The organism is Phreatobacter sp. (assembly GCF_027532945.1).
Lineage (GTDB): Bacteria > Pseudomonadota > Alphaproteobacteria > Rhizobiales > Phreatobacteraceae > Phreatobacter.
In genome coordinates this window covers 70,014-85,686 of the sequence record NZ_JAPZTZ010000030.1, presented here as the reverse complement: position 1 = coordinate 85,686, position 15,673 = coordinate 70,014, and the positions used below count along the sequence as shown (strand labels likewise).

Here is a 15,673-nt window from a genome sequence, read left to right as displayed (position 1 = left end):
TTGGAATTGAGGTGATGCGGGGGGATGCAGGCCACGACCATCCTCATCCTGTGGTGCGCGCCTGAATGGCGAGCCTCGAAGGACGCACTTGTCGCCATGCAGCCGAGACGGGGAGAAGCCCCCCCTCAGCCCTCCACCACCGGCTTGGGCGCCGGGGCGTCCTCGGTGCCGGCCATGAACTGCGCCTTGGCGAGGTTGGCAAAGGTGCCGCCCTGGGCCACCAGCTCCTCGAAGGTGCCTGCCTCGATCACCCGGCCCTGGTCGAAGACGAGGATGCGGGTGGCATGACGGATGGTGGCGAGGCGGTGGGCGATGACGAAGGTGGTGCGGCCCTTCATCACCTCTTCCAGCGCCAGCTGCAGCTTCTGCTCGGTGGTGGCGTCGAGCGCCGAGGTCGCCTCGTCGAGGATGAGGATGGGCGGGTCCTTCAGCAGGGCGCGGGCGATGGAGAGGCGCTGCCTCTCGCCGCCGGAGAGCGAGCGGCCGCGCTCGGCCACCTCGGTGTCGAGCCCATCGGGCTGGCGCTTGAGGAACTCGGTCGCCTGGGCGCGGGCGCAGGCCTGCCAGATCTCCTCTTCCGTCGCCTCCGGCCGGCCCACTTGCAGGTTCTCGCGGATGGTGCGGGCAAAGAGCATCGGCTCCTGGAAGACGACGCCGATGTTCCGCCTGAGCGAGACGAGGAGGATGTCGCGGATGTCGTGGCCGTCGATGAGCACGCGGCCCGATTGCGGGTCGAAGACGCGGTGGAGCAGCGACAGGGTGGTCGACTTGCCCGAACCGGTGGAGCCGACAAGGGCGATGGTGTCGCCGGGCTTCGCGACGAAGGAGAGGTCGGCCACCGCCGGGCGCTTGCCGTCATAGGAGAAGGAGACGTTCTCGAAGGCGACCGTGCCCTCGACGCGGCCGATATCGGTGGCGTTGGGGCGGTCGCGTACCTGCGGCGCGGTGTCGACGACGTCGAAGAAGTCCTTGATCTTCGGGCCTTCGAGGAACACCGCGTTGATGAAGCCGACCAGCGCCTCGAGCTTGCCGATCAGCATGGTGGCGAAGCCCATGAAGGTGACGATCTCGCCGATGGAGGCGAGGCCGTTGATGTGCAGCCAGGTGCCGACGAGGAAGATCGACAGGACGGTCAGCGTCGCCGAGGCGCGCGAGGCGACCGCGGCGATGGCCCACCAGGAGAGCACCGGGATCTGGGCGGCGAGCAGCGCGTCCACCGTCGCCCGCATGGCGCGGACCTCGGCCTCGACGCGGGTGAAGGACTGGATGACGGGCACGTTGCCGAGGGCATCCGTCGCCCGCTCGGCGAGGGCGTTGTGATATTCCTGCACGCTGCCCTGCAGGCTCTCCGTCTTCCTCAGCACCCAGCTGGTCAGGAAGAAGAAGAAGAACACCATGACGACGAGCAGGCTGCCGAGGCGCCAGTTCACCCAGAGCGACACCGGCACCAGGATCACCAGCGCGATGATCGAGGCGCAGTGCTCACGCAGGAAGGACAGCAGCAGCCAGGCCATGGCGTTGGAGCCCTCCAGCATCTGCTTCAGCAGACGGCCGGAATGGGCGCCGGAATGGTAGCTCAGCGGCAGGTTCAGCACGTGCTCGAAGAAGTGCTGCATGAAGGCGAGGCGGCGCCGGTGCGACATGCGGTCGGCATGGAGGGCGACGAGCACGCCGGCGGTGATGGTGAAGAGGCCGAAGATCACCCAGGCGACGACGAGCGGCAGGATCTCGGACCAGGTCACCACGCGGCCCTGCGCCTGCGCCCGCGTCAGCGTGTCGATGATCCGGCCGAAGAGGATCGGCTCGGCGAACATGATGCAGGCGAGGACGATGTTGCAGGTGAGCAGGACGAGGCCGAGGCGGGTCTCGGGGCCGAGCTGCTTGAGGACGCGCCAGTAGACGTGGAGAAGCGACATGCGACGGCCTCGCGACGGCGGGATGCCTTACGGAAATCGCGCCCTGTGAAACATGGCGGATCGCCCGCGGCAAGGGGAGAACGCAGATGGTGCCCGCCGTTCTCGTTCAGAAGGCGGTGCCCGCCCCTCCCCATGGCAGCTCAAGATGACGGGCGATCGTCGCGGCGATGTCGGCGAAGGTCTCGCGCCGGCCGATAGGGCCTGCCGGCTGGCCCGGCCCGAAAGCGAGGATCGGCACATGTTCGCGGGTGTGGTCGGTGCCGCGATAGGTCGGATCGCAGCCATGGTCTGATGTGATGATGCAGAGGTCGCCGGGCCGGAGCGCCGCCTCAAGGGTGGGCAGCCAGGCGTCGAAGGCCATCAGCGCGAGACCATAGCCCTCCGGGTCGCGACGATGGCCGAAAAGCGAATCGAAATCGATGAAGTTGGCCATGAGCAGCCCGCCGTCGGGGAGGGTCGCCAGCCCTTCGAGGCTGCGCTCGCCCAGGGCCGCATTGCCGGCAGCCTTCAGCACCGTGCCGGTGCCGACATGGGCGAAGATGTCGCCGATCTTGCCGACGGTGATCACGGTGCGGCCGGCGCCTTCCGCGACCGAGAGGAGGGTGGGCGCCGGCGGCGGCACGGCATAGTCGCGGCGGTTGGCGGTGCGCACGAAGCTCGCGGCATCGTCTCCGGCGAAGGGCCGGGCGATGATGCGGCCAATGCCGAGCGGGTCGCAGAGCCGGCGGGCGATGGCGCAGAGCGCATAGAGCCGGTCGAGGCCGAAGGCGGTCTCGTGGGCGGCGATCTGCAGCACCGAATCGGCCGAGGTGTAGAGGATCGGCTTGCCCGTCCGCACATGCTCCTCGCCGAGCCGGGCGATGATCTCCGTGCCGGAGGCGTGGCAGTCGCCGAGGATGCCGGGAAGCCCCGCCTCGCGGATGATTGCGCTGGTGAGATCGGCGGGGAAGGCCGGAACCGTCTCGGGAAAGTAGCCCCAGTCGAAGGACACCGGCAGGCCGGCGATCTCCCAATGGCCGGAGGGCGTGTCCTTGCCGCGCGAGGTCTCGACGCCGTAGCCCCAGCGGCCGGCGAAGGGGCCCTCGGCCGTGAGGCCGGGCGGCACGCGACCGGTGGAGGCGGCTGCGGCAGCGCCGAGGCCGAGCCGGTCGAGGTTCGGCAGGGCGAAGCGCTCTCGCTGACCTGAGAACCAGTCCGCGACATGGCCGAGCGTGTCGGAACCCTCGTCGCCGTAGCGCGCCGCGTCGGCGGCAGCGCCGATGCCGACGGAATCGAGGACGAGGATGAGGGCGCGGGCCATCAGCCGGTGATCCGCGCCTGGACAAGCGCGCCGATGGCGGCGCCGCCCTCGCCGAGGGTGAAGGCCTCGGCCAGCATGGCGCTGGCGGCGGCGATGGACCCCTCGTCGCGGCCATGGACGAGGGCAAGCGGTTGGCCCGTCTCCACCCGATCACCGAGGGCGACGAGGTCGGTGAGCCCCACGGCATGGTCCACCGGGTCGGCCGAGCGGGTGCGCCCGCCGCCGAGCGTCACCACCGCCATGCCGATGGCGCGGGTGTCGATGGTGAGGACCGTGCCGGTGGCTGGCGCCGGGACGGGGCGTACGAGGGGGGCGCGCGGCAGGTGCTTGTCCGGGTGTTCCACCAGATCGGCGGGGCCGCCGAGGGCGGCGACCATACGCTGGAAGACCTCCGCCGCCCGGCCATTGTCCAGCACGCGCTCCAGCTTGCCGAGAGCCGCGTCGAGGTCGGGCGCAAGGCCGCCGAGCACCAGCATTTCCGCGGCGAGCGCCATGGTGACGCCGTGGAGCCGCGAGACGGAGAGCCCGCCGGTGAGGTGGTCGATGGCGACGCGGACCTCCAGCGCATTGCCCGCGGCGGGCGCCAGCGGCTGGTCCATGGGGGTGACGAGCGCGATGGTCGGCAGGCCGGCGCCGGTCGCGACCGTGGCGATGGAGCGGGCGAGCTCGGCCGAGCGCTCGAAGTCCGGCATGAAGGCGCCGGAGCCGGTCTTTACGTCCATGACCAGGGCGTCGAGCCCGGCCGCAAGCTTCTTCGACAGGATGGAGGCGGTGATGAGCGGGATGGATTCCACCGTCGCGGTAACGTCGCGCACGCCGTAGATGACCTTGTCGGCGGGGGCGAGATCGGCGGTCTGGCCGATAATGGCGCAGCCAACCGCCTTCACCGTCTGGCGGAAGCGGGCATGGTCCGGGGTGGCGTCATAGCCGGGGATCGATTCCAGCTTGTCCAGCGTGCCGCCGGTATGGCCGAGGCCGCGGCCGGAGATCATCGGCACGAACCCGCCGGCCGCCGCCACCAGCGGCGCCAGCATCAGCGAGACGGTATCGCCGACGCCACCGGTCGAGTGCTTGTCGAGCACCGGGCCGGGAAGGTCGAGGTCGGCCCAGGAGAGGGTACGGCCGGAAGCGGTCATGGCGCGGGTCAGCGCCACGCGCTCGTCCATGGTCATGCCCTTGAAGAACACCGCCATGGCGAAGGCGGCGACCTGCGCCTCCGTCACCGTTCCCGCGCCGATACCGGCGACGAAGGCGGCGATGTCGGTGGCGGCAAGCGTCGCGCCGTCGCGCTTCGCCCGGATGATCTCCTGCGGGATGAAGGTCACTGTGCGCCTCCCTCCGTCAGCAACGCATCGAGCAGGCCGGAGGCACCGAAGCGGAAGGTCTCGGGCCGCGCCCAACCCTCGCCCATGATCTCGTCGGCGACCGCCAGATAGGTCCGCGCGTCCTCGGCGGTGCGGATGCCGCCGGAGGGTTTGAGGCCCACCTGCCGGCCCGAGGCGCGGATCTCCTCCAGCATCAGCCTGACAGCCTCCGGCGTCGCCGAAACTTCGGTCTTTCCAGTGGAGGTCTTGATGAAGTCGGCCCCGGTGCCGATGGCGATGCGGGCGGCGGCGCGGATGAGCGCCGGGGTCTTGAGTTCGCCCGTCTCGAGGATGGTCTTGAGCACCTTGCCCGGCGGCACGACCGCCCGCACGGCGCCGAGCAGCGCGCCGACCACCTCCTGCCGGCCGGCGACCAGAGACCGCCAGGGCAGGACGACGTCGATCTCGTCGGCGCCGTCGAGCAGGGCGTAGCGGGCTTCATCGGCGGCGCGCATGACGTCGTCCTCGCCGGCGGGAAAGTTGACGACGGTGGCGATGCGCACCGGCGTACCGCGCAGCAGCCTTCGGGCCTGCGGCACGAAGCCGGCCCAGAGGCACACCGCCGCCACCGGGCCGAGCGCTGTCACGGCGCGGGCGCAGAGCCGCTCGACGCCGGCCTCGTCCAGGCCGTTGGAGAGGTCGGTCAGGTCCAGCAGTGCGATGGCTTTCTGGGCAAAGGCGGCATCAGTCATGTGCAAGGCTCGTCAGGGCACCGCGGATCACCGCCGCCATGGCCGCGGCGCCGGCTGTCGCCACCGCCTTGGTTTCGGCGTGGGAGGGCGCTTCAGGCGCAAGGCCCGCGGCAAGGTTGGTGATCATGGAGAGGGCAGCGACGCGAACACCGGCATGGCGGGCGAGGATCACCTCCGGCACGGTCGACATGCCGACCGCATCGGCGCCGAGGATGCGCAGCGCGCGGATCTCGGCCGGGGTCTCGAAGCTCGGGCCGGTCACCCAGGCATAGACGCCCTCGAAGAGCGCGATGCCGGCCTTGGCCGCGCCGGCGGCGATGGCACGGCGCAGGCCCGCGTCATAGGCGCCGTTCATCGGCACGAAGCGGTCGTCACCGGCAAGGCCGATGAGCGGATTCGGACCGAACAGCGCGATGTGGTCCTCGATTACCATGACGCTGCCCGGCGGCATGTCCGGGCGCAGCGAGCCGGCGGCATTGGTGAGCAGGAGGCGCGGGACGCCAAGCGCCTTCAGCGTGTCGATCACCGGCTTCATGGCGCGGGGATCGCCGGTCTCGTAGGTGTGGACGCGGCCCTGGAGCACGGCGACCCGCTGGTCGCCCAGGCGACCCACCACCAGCCGCCCGGCATGGCCGGAGACGCCGGCATGGGGAAAGCCGGGGAGGTCGTCATAGGGGATCGCCACGGCCTCCGCGACGGCGTCCGCCAACGGCCCGAGGCCGGTGCCGAGCACGATGGCGCAGGCGATGGGCTCAAGCCCTGCGCGGCGGGTGATCGCGTCGGCGGCGCTCATGCGAGATTGTCCGGGCCGAAGGAATGGGGCAGCAGCTCCCCGAGGGTGAAGCGGGCGCGCAGACCCTCGGGCCCCGCCACGTGGACGGTCAGCGAGGCCTTGGCGAATTCGCGCAGCCGCTGCCGGCAGGCGCCGCAGGGCGTGCAGAGCTCGGGCCCCTCGCCGAGCACGACGATCTCCGCGATGGCGTGGTCGCCGGCGAGGATCATGGCGGCGATGGCGCCGGCCTCGGCGCAGGTACCGACGGGATAGGCGGCGTTCTCGACATTGCAGCCGGCATGGATGCGGCCGGTATCGGAGCGCAGGGCCGCGCCGACGCGAAAGCGCGAATAGGGCGCATAGGCCTTGGCCTGCGCCTCCTTCGCCGCCGCGAAGAGCTCCTCCAGCGCCGCCGATCCCGTCGCTGCCGTCATCGCCTCAGACCTCGATCACCATGCCGTCGTAGGCGCATTCCAGGCTCGCCTTGTCCTGGTTCGCCAGCATCTGCGGGCCCATATGGGTGAGCACGATGCGTCGGGCCTTGAGGTCCGGCAAGCGGGCTTCGAGGCTCATCCAGTCCAGGTGGTTCTTCAGCGGCTTGTCATAGGTGTAGCACTCGACCAGCAGCGCGTCGGCGCCGGCCGCGAGCGGCACGAGGCTCTCGGTCCAGCGGGTGTCGCCGGAATAGGCGAAGACGCGGCCGTCACGGGCGAGACGGTAGCCCTGGCAGGGGCCGGCGCGCTGGTCGTGATCCATGGGGAAGGCCGTGACCTGATGGCCCGCCACCGTTGCGGAGGCCTCCGGTGTCACCTCCACATAGTGGATCGGGAAGGGGAAGGCGTTGGTGCCGAAGCCGGGAAAGGCCGTGTCGGTGACGCGGGCGATCCAGCCCTCCAGTCCCTTCGGTCCGGCGATGGTGAGGGGCGCCGTTCGACGGGATTCGAACAGGGCGTCGAGCAGGAAGAAGGGCAGGCCGCCAATATGGTCGGCGTGGAAATGGGTGAGGAGAATGGCCGAGACGGTGTTGCGGTCGATGCCGGCCCGCTGCATCGCCAGCATGGCGGTTGCCCCGCAATCGAGCAGCATCACGGTGCCGTCAGCGGCGGCGACGTGGAGGCAGGTGGAGTAGCGCCCGCCGGAGCCGAACGCGTCTCCCGAACCCAGGACCGTGACCTTCATGCGCTGCTCCGCCTCCGCTGCCTTCTTATGCCAAGTCCGACCGCCGCGCGCGACCGTGTTGAGCCGGTCTTCTCGTATCGGCAAGCAATAGGCCCGCATCGTTTGCAGGCCTCATCTTCCATTGCCACGGATGACACTCCGGGGGCCGATGTGCAGGATCACGATCCCTCGCAGCGGTGTCCACGATCATGCCCACGACTGAAACGCTCGCCCTTCCGGGGCTTTCCGCTCCGGGCTCGATCGGGATCGACGCCAACGGCATCCCGCATATCCAGGCGGCGAACGAGGCGGACCTCTTCTTCCTGCAGGGTTTCCACGTCGCCCGCGAGCGGTTGTTCCAGATCGACCTGTTCCGGAAGCGCGGCCTCGGCCTGCTCGCTGCCGATTTCGGGCCCGGCTATCTCGAGCAGGATCGCGCCTCCCGCCTCTTCCTCTATCGCGGCGACATGGTGGCGGAATATGCGGCCTACGGTCCGGAGGCGAAGGCGACCTTCACTGCCTTTGCCGCGGGCATCAACGCCTTCATCGCCATGACCGAGGCCGATCCCTCGCTGCTGCCCTTCGAGTTCGGCCTTCTCGGTACGAAGCCGGCGCGCTGGGCGCCGGAGGATGTGTCGCGCGTGCGCACGCATTCGCTGTCCCGCAACGTCCTGTCGGAGATCCTGCGCTGCCAGGTCCAGGGCAAGGCCGATCATCGCACCGACCTCTTGCGCCGCTGGCTGGAGCCGCAGGTGACGCCGGTCGTGCCGGAGGGGCTCGATCCCGCCTCCATCCCGATGCGCGTGCTCGACATGGTCAAGCTCGCCACGGCCAACGCCACCTTCTCCAAGGAGCGCCTGGCGGCGACGCTTGAGGACGCGCCGAAATGGCGCTCGACCACCGACCTGCTCGAAGTCGTGCTCGATGCCCAGTACACCGGCTCGAACAACTGGGCGGTGCATGGCTCGAAGACCGATACGGGCCTGCCGATCCTCGCCTCCGACCCGCACCGCATCCACGGCATGCCGTCGCTGCGCACGGTCTTCCACCTGACCTGCCCGACGCTGGATGTGGTGGGGGCCGGCGAGCCCTCGGTGCCCGGCGTGATGATCGGCCATAACGGCACGATCGCCTGGGGCCTCACCATCTTCTACATCGATCAGGAAGACCTCTACGTCTACGAGACCAAACCCGGCGATCCCGACAGCTACCGCTATGGCGAGGGCTTCGAAAAGGTCACGACGATCACCGAGACGGTGAAGGTGAAGGGCTGCCCCGACCAGGTGCTGACCCTGAAGTTCACCCGCCACGGGCCGGTGGTCCACGAGGACGCCGCCGCCGGCCGGATCTACGCGGTGCGCGCCGCCTATTTCGAGCCGGGCACCGCGCCCTATCTGGTCGCCCACAAGCTGATGCGGGCGAAGAACCTCAAGGAGTTCCGCGCCGCTGCTGTCACCTGGGGCACGCCCTCCTGCAACCTCGTCTTCGCCGACAAGGCCGGCGATATCGCCTGGATGCCGGCGGGCATCAACCCGATCCGGCCGAACTGGGACGGGCTGATGCCGGTGCCCGGCGACGGGCGCTACGAATGGGCGGGATGGCGCGACCGCGCCGCGGCCCCGGTCATCCACAATCCGGCCCGCGGCTTCGTCTTCTCGGCCAATGAGATGAACGTGCCGGAGGGCTGGGACCATAAGGCCTATCCCTTCGGCTTCGAATGGGTCGACTATTCCCGCGCCAAACGCATCGAGGAGGTGCTGTCCGCGGTCTCGCCGCACAGGCTCTCGACCTCGCGGGCCTTGCAGACGGACGTGGTGTCGATCCCGGCGCGGCGGCTCGGCACGCTGCTCGCGGGCCTGACAGGGACGGACGAGGCGACACGGGCGGCGCTCGCGCTGCTCGCCGGCTGGGATCATGCGCTGACGGCGGGGTCAGGTGCCGGTGCCCTTTTCGAGGTCTGGTGGTCACGCCACCTGAAGAAGGCGCTATGGGACGCCGTGGTGGCGCCTGACCTCCATGCGCTGATGGTGCCGGGCGACGTCGACGGCACGCTTGCCGCGCTGGAGGCGCCCGACGACCGGTTCGGCGCGGATCCGGCCGCGACCCGCGATGCGATCCTGCTCTCCTCGCTCGCCGCGGCCTATGCCGACATGGCGCAGCTTCTCGGACCTGATCCGGCCGGCTGGGCCTGGGGCAAGCTGCATCACGGCTATTTCGAGCATCCGCTGTCCTTCCTCATGCCGCCGGCGACGGCCAAGGCCTGGTCCATCGGGCCGATCGCCCATGCGGGTTCGTCGGTCACGCCCATGCATACCGGCTATCGCGGCACCGACTTCCGCACGATGATGGGCTCGTCCTTCCGGCTCGTCGTCGACCTCGCCGATCTCGACCGCTCCGTGACGATCAACACGCCGGGACAGTCGGGCAATCCGAACTCGCCGCATTACCGCGACCTGTTCGAGCGCTGGGCCAAGGGCGATTACGTGCCGCTGCCCTATACGCCCTCCGCCGTGGCGGCGGCCCTCGCCCATCGCGTGGAATGCCGGCCGGGCTGACACATCTGCCCTGTTTCACCGGGCAACATGGGCGATGATATCCGACGCCGGCCTGAAACCCGCCCCGCCTAGCCTCCGGGTGTCCCCTGGAGGAGCATGTCCATGCCGAGCCTCGAGACGCTGGTCGGCCTTCAACAGGCCCTGGCAGCGATCGACGTCATGATCCGCAGCGGCAAGGGCCGCGGCGGAAACCTCGCGTCCATGGCGCGCGAGGCGCGCGAGATGGCCGACCAGATGGCGCTCATCGAGGAGCGGCGCCGCCAGCAGGCGGCAGCTGCCAGCGAGCCCCAGCGCGCACAGGTCTAGACCGGCAGGCTCGCGGTCGCCTTCACCTCTTCCATCACCGCATAGGTTCGCGTCTCGCGGACGCCCGGCAGCGACAGCAGCACATCACCGAGGAAAGCGCGGTAGGCCGCCATGTCGGCGACGCGCGTCTTGACGAGATAATCGAAGCCGCCAGCCACGAGGTGGCATTCCAGCACGTCCGGCGCGCGGGCCACGGCGGCGGCGAAGCGGTCGAAGATGTCCGGCGTTGTCTTGTCCAACGTCACCTCGACGAAGACGAGGAAGCCACGGCCGAGCTTCACCGGATCGAGCCTTGCGCCATAGCCGGCGATGAAGCCGTCGCGCGTCAGCCGCTTCACGCGCTCGCTGGTGGCGGTGTGGGAAAGGCCGATCCGCTCGGCGAGATCGACATTCGAGATCCGCCCGTCATCCTGCAGAAGGCGCAGGATGCGGCGATCGACGCCGTCGAGCTCCGAGCCTTCCGAAGATATCACTGTCAAGGCGCCTGTCCTTGGTCATAATCGCTACGTAAAGCGTCAAATAGCATATCGAAACGCGGCGAAACAGCCGATATCTTTGCGATATCACCTGGTGAGGCCCCCGATGTCGCTTCTTCCCCGTTTCGACGCTCCCTATGCCGAGGCCGACGAAGCCATTGCCACGCGGCTGCTGGCCGGCGCGGCGCTGCCGGCGGCCGCCGAGGCGCGGATCGACGCGCGGGCGCGGGCGCTGATCGGCGCGATCCGGGCGAAGTCCGGCGGGCTCGGCGGCATCGAGGATTTCCTGCGCGAATATTCGCTGACCACCAAGGAGGGCCTCGCCCTGATGGTGCTGGCGGAAGCCCTGCTGCGCGTGCCGGATTCGCGCACCGCCGATGCGCTCATCGAGGACAAACTGTCGGGCACCGACTGGGCGCATCGCGCGACGCGGTCCGAGGCCTGGCTGGTCTCGGCCTCCGCCTGGGCGCTCGGCGTCACCGCCCGCGTCATCCATCCCGGCGAGAGCCCGGAGGGCATTCTGGAGACGCTGGGCAAGCGGCTCGGCCTGCCCACCGTGCGCGCCGCGACGCGGCAGGCCATGCGGCTGCTCGGCTCGCATTTCGTCCTCGGCCAGACCATCGAGGAGGCGCTGGGGCGAGCCGGCGCAGCCCGCCGCTTCCGCTATTCCTACGACATGCTCGGCGAGGGCGCCCGCACCGCCGCCGATGCCGAGCGCTACCTTGCCTCGTATCTCGCCGCCATCGCCGCCATCGGCAGGACCGCCGGCAATGAGGCGCTGCCGAACCGGCCGGGCATTTCGGTGAAGCTCTCGGCGCTGCATCCGCGCTACGAGGCGGTGAGCGGCGCGCGGGTGATGCGCGAGCTCGTGCCGAAGCTGCTCGGCCTCGCCCAGGCCGCCAAGGCCCACGACCTCAACTTCACCATCGACGCCGAGGAGGCGGACCGGCTTGAACTGTCGCTTGATGTGATCGCCGCTGTGCTCGCCGATCCCTCCCTCGTCGGCTGGGATGGGTTCGGCCTCGCCGTGCAGGCCTATCAGAAGCGGGCGCTGGCGGTGATCGACTGGCTCGACGACCTCGCCACCCGCCTCGACCGGCGGCTGATGGTGCGGCTCGTCAAGGGTGCCTATTGGGACACCGAGGTGAAGCGGGCGCAGGAGCGCGGCCTTGCCGACTTCCCCGTCTTCACCCGCAAGCCGATGACCGACCTCCACTACATGGCCTGCGCCCGCCGGCTGCTCGCGGCGCGGCCGCGCATCTATCCGCAATTCGCCACCCACAATGCGCTGACCATCGCCACGATCCTCGAAGAGGCCGGGGGTGCCGAGGGCTATGAGTTCCAGCGGCTGCACGGCATGGGCGAGGCGCTCTACGAGCAGCTGCTGGCGACGCTGCCTGAAGCCGCCTGCCGCACCTACGCTCCCGTCGGCGGCCATCGCGACCTGCTCGCCTATCTCGTGCGCCGCCTCTTGGAGAACGGCGCCAATTCCTCCTTCGTCTCCGCCTCGGCCGATCCTGCCGTGCCGGTAGAAACCTTGCTCACCCGGCCGCAGAGCTGGATCGGGGCCGCCGCCGATGCGCGGCCGGTCAAGCTGCCTCGGCCAAGGGATCTCTATGCGCCGGGCCGGGTGAATTCGGCTGGCGTCGAGTTCGGCGATGAGCGCGCGCTCGCCGCCTTCCGCGAGGCGGTGGCCAAGGGTCCGGCGACATTTCCAGAGGCGGCGCGCCCGCTGGTCGGCGGCAAGGCGCTGCGCGGCGCCATCCGCTCGGTAACGAGCCCGGTGGACGGCGCGCCCGTCGGCGCGGTCGAGGAGGCCGATGCGGCCGCCGTCACGGCGGCCTTCGACCGCGCGGCGGCGGGCTTTGCCACCTGGAGCCGCACCCCGGTCAGCACCCGTGCCGAGGCGCTGGAGAAGCTCGCAGACCTCATGGAGGCGCGTCTCGGCATGGTGTGTGCGCTGCTCGCCCGCGAGGCCGGCAAGACGCTCGACGACGGTGTCGCCGAGGTCCGGGAGGCCGTCGATTTCTGCCGCTACTATGCGCAGGAGGCCCGTCGCCATTTTGGCGAGGGGGTGGTGATGCCCGGACCCACCGGTGAGGAAAACCGGCTCAGGCTGCGCGGCCGCGGCACCATCGTCTGCATCAGCCCGTGGAACTTCCCGCTCGCCATCTTCCTCGGCCAGGTGGCGGCGGCGCTCGCCGCCGGCAATGCCGTCATTGCCAAGCCCGCCGAGCAGACGCCGCTCGTCGCGGCCGCGGCGGTGGCGCTCGCCCATGAGGCCGGCATTCCCGCCGACGCCCTCGCGCTCATTCCCGGCGACGGGCGCGTCGGCGCGTTGCTGGTCGGCGAGCCGCGCGTTGCCGGCGTCGCCTTCACCGGCTCGACCGAGGTCGCCTGGATCATCAACCGCCAGCTCGCGGCGAAGCGCGGGCCCATCGTGCCGCTCATCGCAGAGACCGGCGGCATCAATGCCATGATCGTCGATGCGACCGCGCTGCCCGAGCAGGTGAGCGACGACGTGGTGATGTCGGCCTTCCGCTCGGCCGGCCAGCGCTGCTCGGCGCTCCGGCTCCTCTGCCTGCAGGAGGATGTGGCGGAGAAGATGCTGGAGATGGTCATCGGCGCCGCGGCCGAGCTGCGCATCGGCGATCCGATGGACCCCGCGACCCATGTCGGTCCGGTGATCGATGCGGAGGCGAAGGCGCGGCTCGAGGCGGTGGTGGAGCGGGCCAAGGCGGAAGGCCGGCTCGTCTGGCAGGCGAGGCTCCCCGCCGATCTGCCGCCGGGCCTCTTCGTGCCGCCGGCGGTGATCCGCGTGGCGACGCCGGAGGAGCTGACCGAGGAGGTCTTCGGCCCCGTGCTGCATGTCACGACCTGGAAGGCGGGTGGCCTCGCGAAGCTCACCGACGCCATCGCCGCCAACGGCACCGGCCTCACCCTCGGCCTCCATTCCCGCATCGACCAGGTGGTGGAGGAGGTCGTCGCGCGCCTCGCCAATGGCAATGTCTATGTCAACCGCAACATGATCGGCGCGGTGGTCGGCACCCAGCCCTTCGGCGGCTCGGGCCTGTCGGGCACCGGTCCCAAGGCCGGCGGCCCGCATTACCTGCCGCGCTTCGCGCTGGAGCAGGTGGTGACGGTCAACACCGCGGCGGCCGGCGGCAATGCCAGCCTGCTGGCGGGGGGCGAGGGGTGACGGGGAGGGGCTAGCCAGCCCTCGTCCCCACCATCCGTCGCCACAGCCGCCCGTCGATCGCGGCGAGGCCGAGGCCGATCAGCGCCATGCCGGCGAAATGGGTCGGCGCCAGGCGCTCGCCGAGGAACAGGCTGGTCAGCAGGATGGTCGAGACCGGGATGAGGAAGGTGACGAGCAGCAGGTTGCTCGGCCCGGCGGTTGCCAGAAGGCGGAAGAAGATGATGTAGGCGAGCGCCGTGCACAGCACCGCCAGCGCCAGCATGGAGAGGATCGCCGGCCAGCCGGGCATGGCGAGGGTCCAGGGCCGGTCGATGGCTGCGACAGCCGGCGCCATGATCAGCGTGGTGACGGTGAGCTGCGCCCAGGCGGTGATGGTGGGCGAGAGGCCGAGCGGCTTGATGCGCCGGCCCCAGAGGCCGGAAAAGGCGTAGGACAGCGTCGCCGCAAGGCAGGCCGCGATGGCCCAGAGCGGCGTGTCGAGGCTGCCCAGTGCCGCAGGCCCCACCAGCACGATCACTCCCAGGAAGCCCAGCACCACGCCCGCCGCCTTGTTCGGGCTCGCCCGCTCGTCAGAGGTGAAAAGGTGCATGACGATGACGCTGAAGAGCGGCGTCGTGGCGTTGAGGATGGCGGCGAGGCCAGCCGGAATTGCGGTCTGGCCCCAGAAGATCAGCGTGAAGGGGATGACATTGTTGAGCACCGCCATCACCGCCAGCGTGAACCAGATGTCGGCGCGGCGCGGCAGGCTCTCGCCGGAGAGGCGGATCACCACGAGCAGGACGGCGGAGCCGATGAGGACGCGCGACAGGACGAGGGTGAGCGGCGGGATGTCGTCCAGCGCGACGCGGACGAAGAAGAAGGTGCCGCCCCAGAGGATGGAGAGGACGATCAGCAGGATCCAGTCGCGCAGGCTCAAGACGGTCGGCTCCGGTCGGGGCGGACCGGTCTAGCGCGACGGTGCCGGCAGAACCACCCGATCCCTCGGGGGGGCGGGCCTGCATCAGGGGCGCGCGGCGCCCGGCAGGTCGATGGGCGGCAGGCGCACCTCGCGGTTCACGGCATTGACCATGCCGGTGGCGCGGCGCAGCAGCCAGGGATCGCGGGTGGGGCAGCCGTCGCGGGCGAGCGACTGGGCAGCACGCAGCGTGCGCACGAGGCGGGCGCGGTCCTGCGATTGCAGGCCGGCGCGCTCCACTGCGGCGCGCGAGCGCAGGATGACATTGGCGTCGGAGCAGAGGTCGCCGCGGATGGCGAACTGCGCGGCGGCCGGGCCGGCACCGAGGCCGCCGATGAGGAGAACCGCCAGCAGCAGGGTTGCGGCGAGCTTGCCGAGGCCGGCAGTGATGGTGGCGGTGTCGCCGCCGAGGCGGACGGTCTTCAGACGGGCCGTCTTGCCCTGCACCACCGCGACCTCGGAGCGGGCGAGCCCGAGGGTGCCGGCCAGCAGGGCTTCCAGCGCCGCATTGGCCTTGCCGTCCTCGGGGACCGCGCGCACCCGCGCCTTCAGCACGGCGCGGCCGTCGGCAAGGCGCTCGGCGCCTTCCACGGCGTCGCGGCCGCCGCGCGGGGTCAGGCGCACGTCGACGAGGACACGGCCGTCGACGATGCGGTAGGGCGCGCTGTCCATCCCCTCAGGTCCTCAGAAGACGTAGGGGCGGACGTAGTAGCTGAGCAGCATCTGGATGAAGATGATGCCGAGCAGGAGGATGATCGGGGAGATGTCGACGGCGCCGAGATTGGGCATGCGCCGCCGTATCGGCGCGAGGACCGGCTCGGTCAGCGCCCGCAGGGTGGTGTCGATCTGCGCGACGATCTGGTTGCGGTAGTTCACGACGTTGAAGGCGATGAGCCAGGTGAGCACCGCCGAGATGATGATCACCCACCAATAGAGGTTGAGGGCGATGATGATGATGTCGATGACCGCTTTCATGGATC

Annotated in this window: 14 protein-coding genes; 3 read left to right on the top strand and 11 right to left on the bottom strand. The window is 70.1% G+C overall.

The genetic code is table 11. The annotated features are described in order from the left end of the window. Window positions 1–125: 125 nt before the first annotated feature. From O9344_RS19195 to O9344_RS19165, 7 genes are all read right to left on the bottom strand, one after another. Window positions 126–1,916 carry a glucan ABC transporter ATP-binding protein/ permease gene (locus O9344_RS19195; protein ID WP_298481093.1) on the bottom strand — a complete coding sequence of 597 codons (1,791 nt, stop codon included), beginning with the start codon at window positions 1,914–1,916 and terminating at the stop codon, window positions 126–128. Between the two features lie 106 nt (window positions 1,917–2,022). Beyond that, window positions 2,023–3,216, bottom strand: a complete 1,194-nt coding sequence (locus O9344_RS19190; protein ID WP_298481091.1) for a phosphopentomutase — start codon at window positions 3,214–3,216, stop codon at window positions 2,023–2,025. After that, window positions 3,216–4,541, bottom strand: a complete 1,326-nt coding sequence (deoA, locus tag O9344_RS19185) for a thymidine phosphorylase (RefSeq protein WP_298481089.1) — start codon at window positions 4,539–4,541, stop codon at window positions 3,216–3,218. The genes O9344_RS19190 and deoA overlap by 1 nt, the downstream gene beginning before the upstream one ends. After that, window positions 4,538–5,272: a deoxyribose-phosphate aldolase gene (deoC, locus tag O9344_RS19180; RefSeq protein ID WP_298481087.1), complete on the bottom strand. Its 735-nt coding sequence runs from the start codon at window positions 5,270–5,272 to the stop codon at window positions 4,538–4,540. Before deoC ends, deoA begins: the two co-directional genes overlap by 4 nt. Beyond that, on the bottom strand, window positions 5,265–6,065 hold the full coding sequence (locus O9344_RS19175; protein ID WP_298481085.1) for a purine-nucleoside phosphorylase: 801 nt from the start codon (window positions 6,063–6,065) through the stop codon (window positions 5,265–5,267). Before O9344_RS19175 ends, deoC begins: the two co-directional genes overlap by 8 nt. Beyond that, window positions 6,062–6,478, bottom strand: a complete 417-nt coding sequence (locus O9344_RS19170; protein WP_298481084.1) for a cytidine deaminase — start codon at window positions 6,476–6,478, stop codon at window positions 6,062–6,064. Before O9344_RS19170 ends, O9344_RS19175 begins: the two co-directional genes overlap by 4 nt. 4 nt (window positions 6,479–6,482) lie before the next feature. Next, window positions 6,483–7,223 (bottom strand): MBL fold metallo-hydrolase, encoded by a 741-nt coding sequence (locus O9344_RS19165; protein ID WP_298481082.1) that lies wholly within the window; start codon window positions 7,221–7,223, stop codon window positions 6,483–6,485. A gap of 188 nt (window positions 7,224–7,411) precedes the next feature. Here O9344_RS19165 and O9344_RS19160 point away from each other — a divergent pair, with 188 nt between their 5' ends. Together O9344_RS19160 and O9344_RS19155 are read left to right on the top strand one after the other, a co-directional pair. After that, the gene (locus tag O9344_RS19160; protein WP_298481080.1) at window positions 7,412–9,757 is read left to right on the top strand and encodes a penicillin acylase family protein; all 2,346 of its coding nucleotides are present in this window, start codon (window positions 7,412–7,414) and stop codon (window positions 9,755–9,757) included. A 102-nt stretch (window positions 9,758–9,859) separates the two neighbouring features. Further along, on the top strand, window positions 9,860–10,063 hold the full coding sequence (locus O9344_RS19155) for a hypothetical protein (protein ID WP_298481078.1): 204 nt from the start codon (window positions 9,860–9,862) through the stop codon (window positions 10,061–10,063). Here the strand turns inward: O9344_RS19155 and O9344_RS19150 are convergent. After that, window positions 10,060–10,542: an Lrp/AsnC ligand binding domain-containing protein gene (locus tag O9344_RS19150; RefSeq protein WP_298481076.1), complete on the bottom strand. Its 483-nt coding sequence runs from the start codon at window positions 10,540–10,542 to the stop codon at window positions 10,060–10,062. The genes O9344_RS19155 and O9344_RS19150 overlap by 4 nt on opposite strands. A 103-nt stretch (window positions 10,543–10,645) precedes the next feature. Between O9344_RS19150 and putA the strand changes: the two genes are divergently transcribed. Beyond that, window positions 10,646–13,738 (top strand): bifunctional proline dehydrogenase/L-glutamate gamma-semialdehyde dehydrogenase PutA, encoded by a 3,093-nt coding sequence (gene putA, locus O9344_RS19145; RefSeq protein ID WP_298481074.1) that lies wholly within the window; start codon window positions 10,646–10,648, stop codon window positions 13,736–13,738. 10 nt (window positions 13,739–13,748) lie between these two features. Here the strand turns inward: putA and O9344_RS19140 are convergent, their stop codons facing one another. From O9344_RS19140 to O9344_RS19130, 3 genes are all read right to left on the bottom strand, one after another. Then, entirely contained in the window at window positions 13,749–14,654 is a 906-nt protein-coding gene (locus tag O9344_RS19140) for an EamA family transporter (protein WP_298481072.1), read from the bottom strand. Between the two features lie 84 nt (window positions 14,655–14,738). Beyond that, window positions 14,739–15,365, bottom strand: a complete 627-nt coding sequence (locus tag O9344_RS20135; RefSeq protein WP_363321952.1) for a DUF167 family protein — start codon at window positions 15,363–15,365, stop codon at window positions 14,739–14,741. A 12-nt stretch (window positions 15,366–15,377) separates the two neighbouring features. Continuing rightward, window positions 15,378–15,668: a YggT family protein gene (locus tag O9344_RS19130; protein WP_298481070.1), complete on the bottom strand. Its 291-nt coding sequence runs from the start codon at window positions 15,666–15,668 to the stop codon at window positions 15,378–15,380. Window positions 15,669–15,673 lie beyond the last annotated feature (5 nt).

Coding starts and splice junctions, on each gene's coding strand:
- O9344_RS19195 (WP_298481093.1), bottom strand. CDS start 1,916: ATGTCGCTTCTCCACGTCTACTGGCGCGTCCTCAAGCAGCTCGGCCCC.
- O9344_RS19190 (WP_298481091.1), bottom strand. CDS start 3,216: ATGGCCCGCGCCCTCATCCTCGTCCTCGATTCCGTCGGCATCGGCGCT.
- deoC (WP_298481087.1), bottom strand. CDS start 5,272: ATGACTGATGCCGCCTTTGCCCAGAAAGCCATCGCACTGCTGGACCTG.
- O9344_RS19175 (WP_298481085.1), bottom strand. CDS start 6,065: ATGAGCGCCGCCGACGCGATCACCCGCCGCGCAGGGCTTGAGCCCATC.
- O9344_RS19170 (WP_298481084.1), bottom strand. CDS start 6,478: ATGACGGCAGCGACGGGATCGGCGGCGCTGGAGGAGCTCTTCGCGGCG.
- O9344_RS19165 (WP_298481082.1), bottom strand. CDS start 7,223: ATGAAGGTCACGGTCCTGGGTTCGGGAGACGCGTTCGGCTCCGGCGGG.
- O9344_RS19160 (WP_298481080.1), top strand. CDS start 7,412: ATGCCCACGACTGAAACGCTCGCCCTTCCGGGGCTTTCCGCTCCGGGC.
- O9344_RS19155 (WP_298481078.1), top strand. CDS start 9,860: ATGCCGAGCCTCGAGACGCTGGTCGGCCTTCAACAGGCCCTGGCAGCG.
- putA (WP_298481074.1), top strand. CDS start 10,646: ATGTCGCTTCTTCCCCGTTTCGACGCTCCCTATGCCGAGGCCGACGAA.
- O9344_RS20135 (WP_363321952.1), bottom strand. CDS start 15,365: ATGGACAGCGCGCCCTACCGCATCGTCGACGGCCGTGTCCTCGTCGAC.
- O9344_RS19130 (WP_298481070.1), bottom strand. CDS start 15,668: ATGAAAGCGGTCATCGACATCATCATCATCGCCCTCAACCTCTATTGG.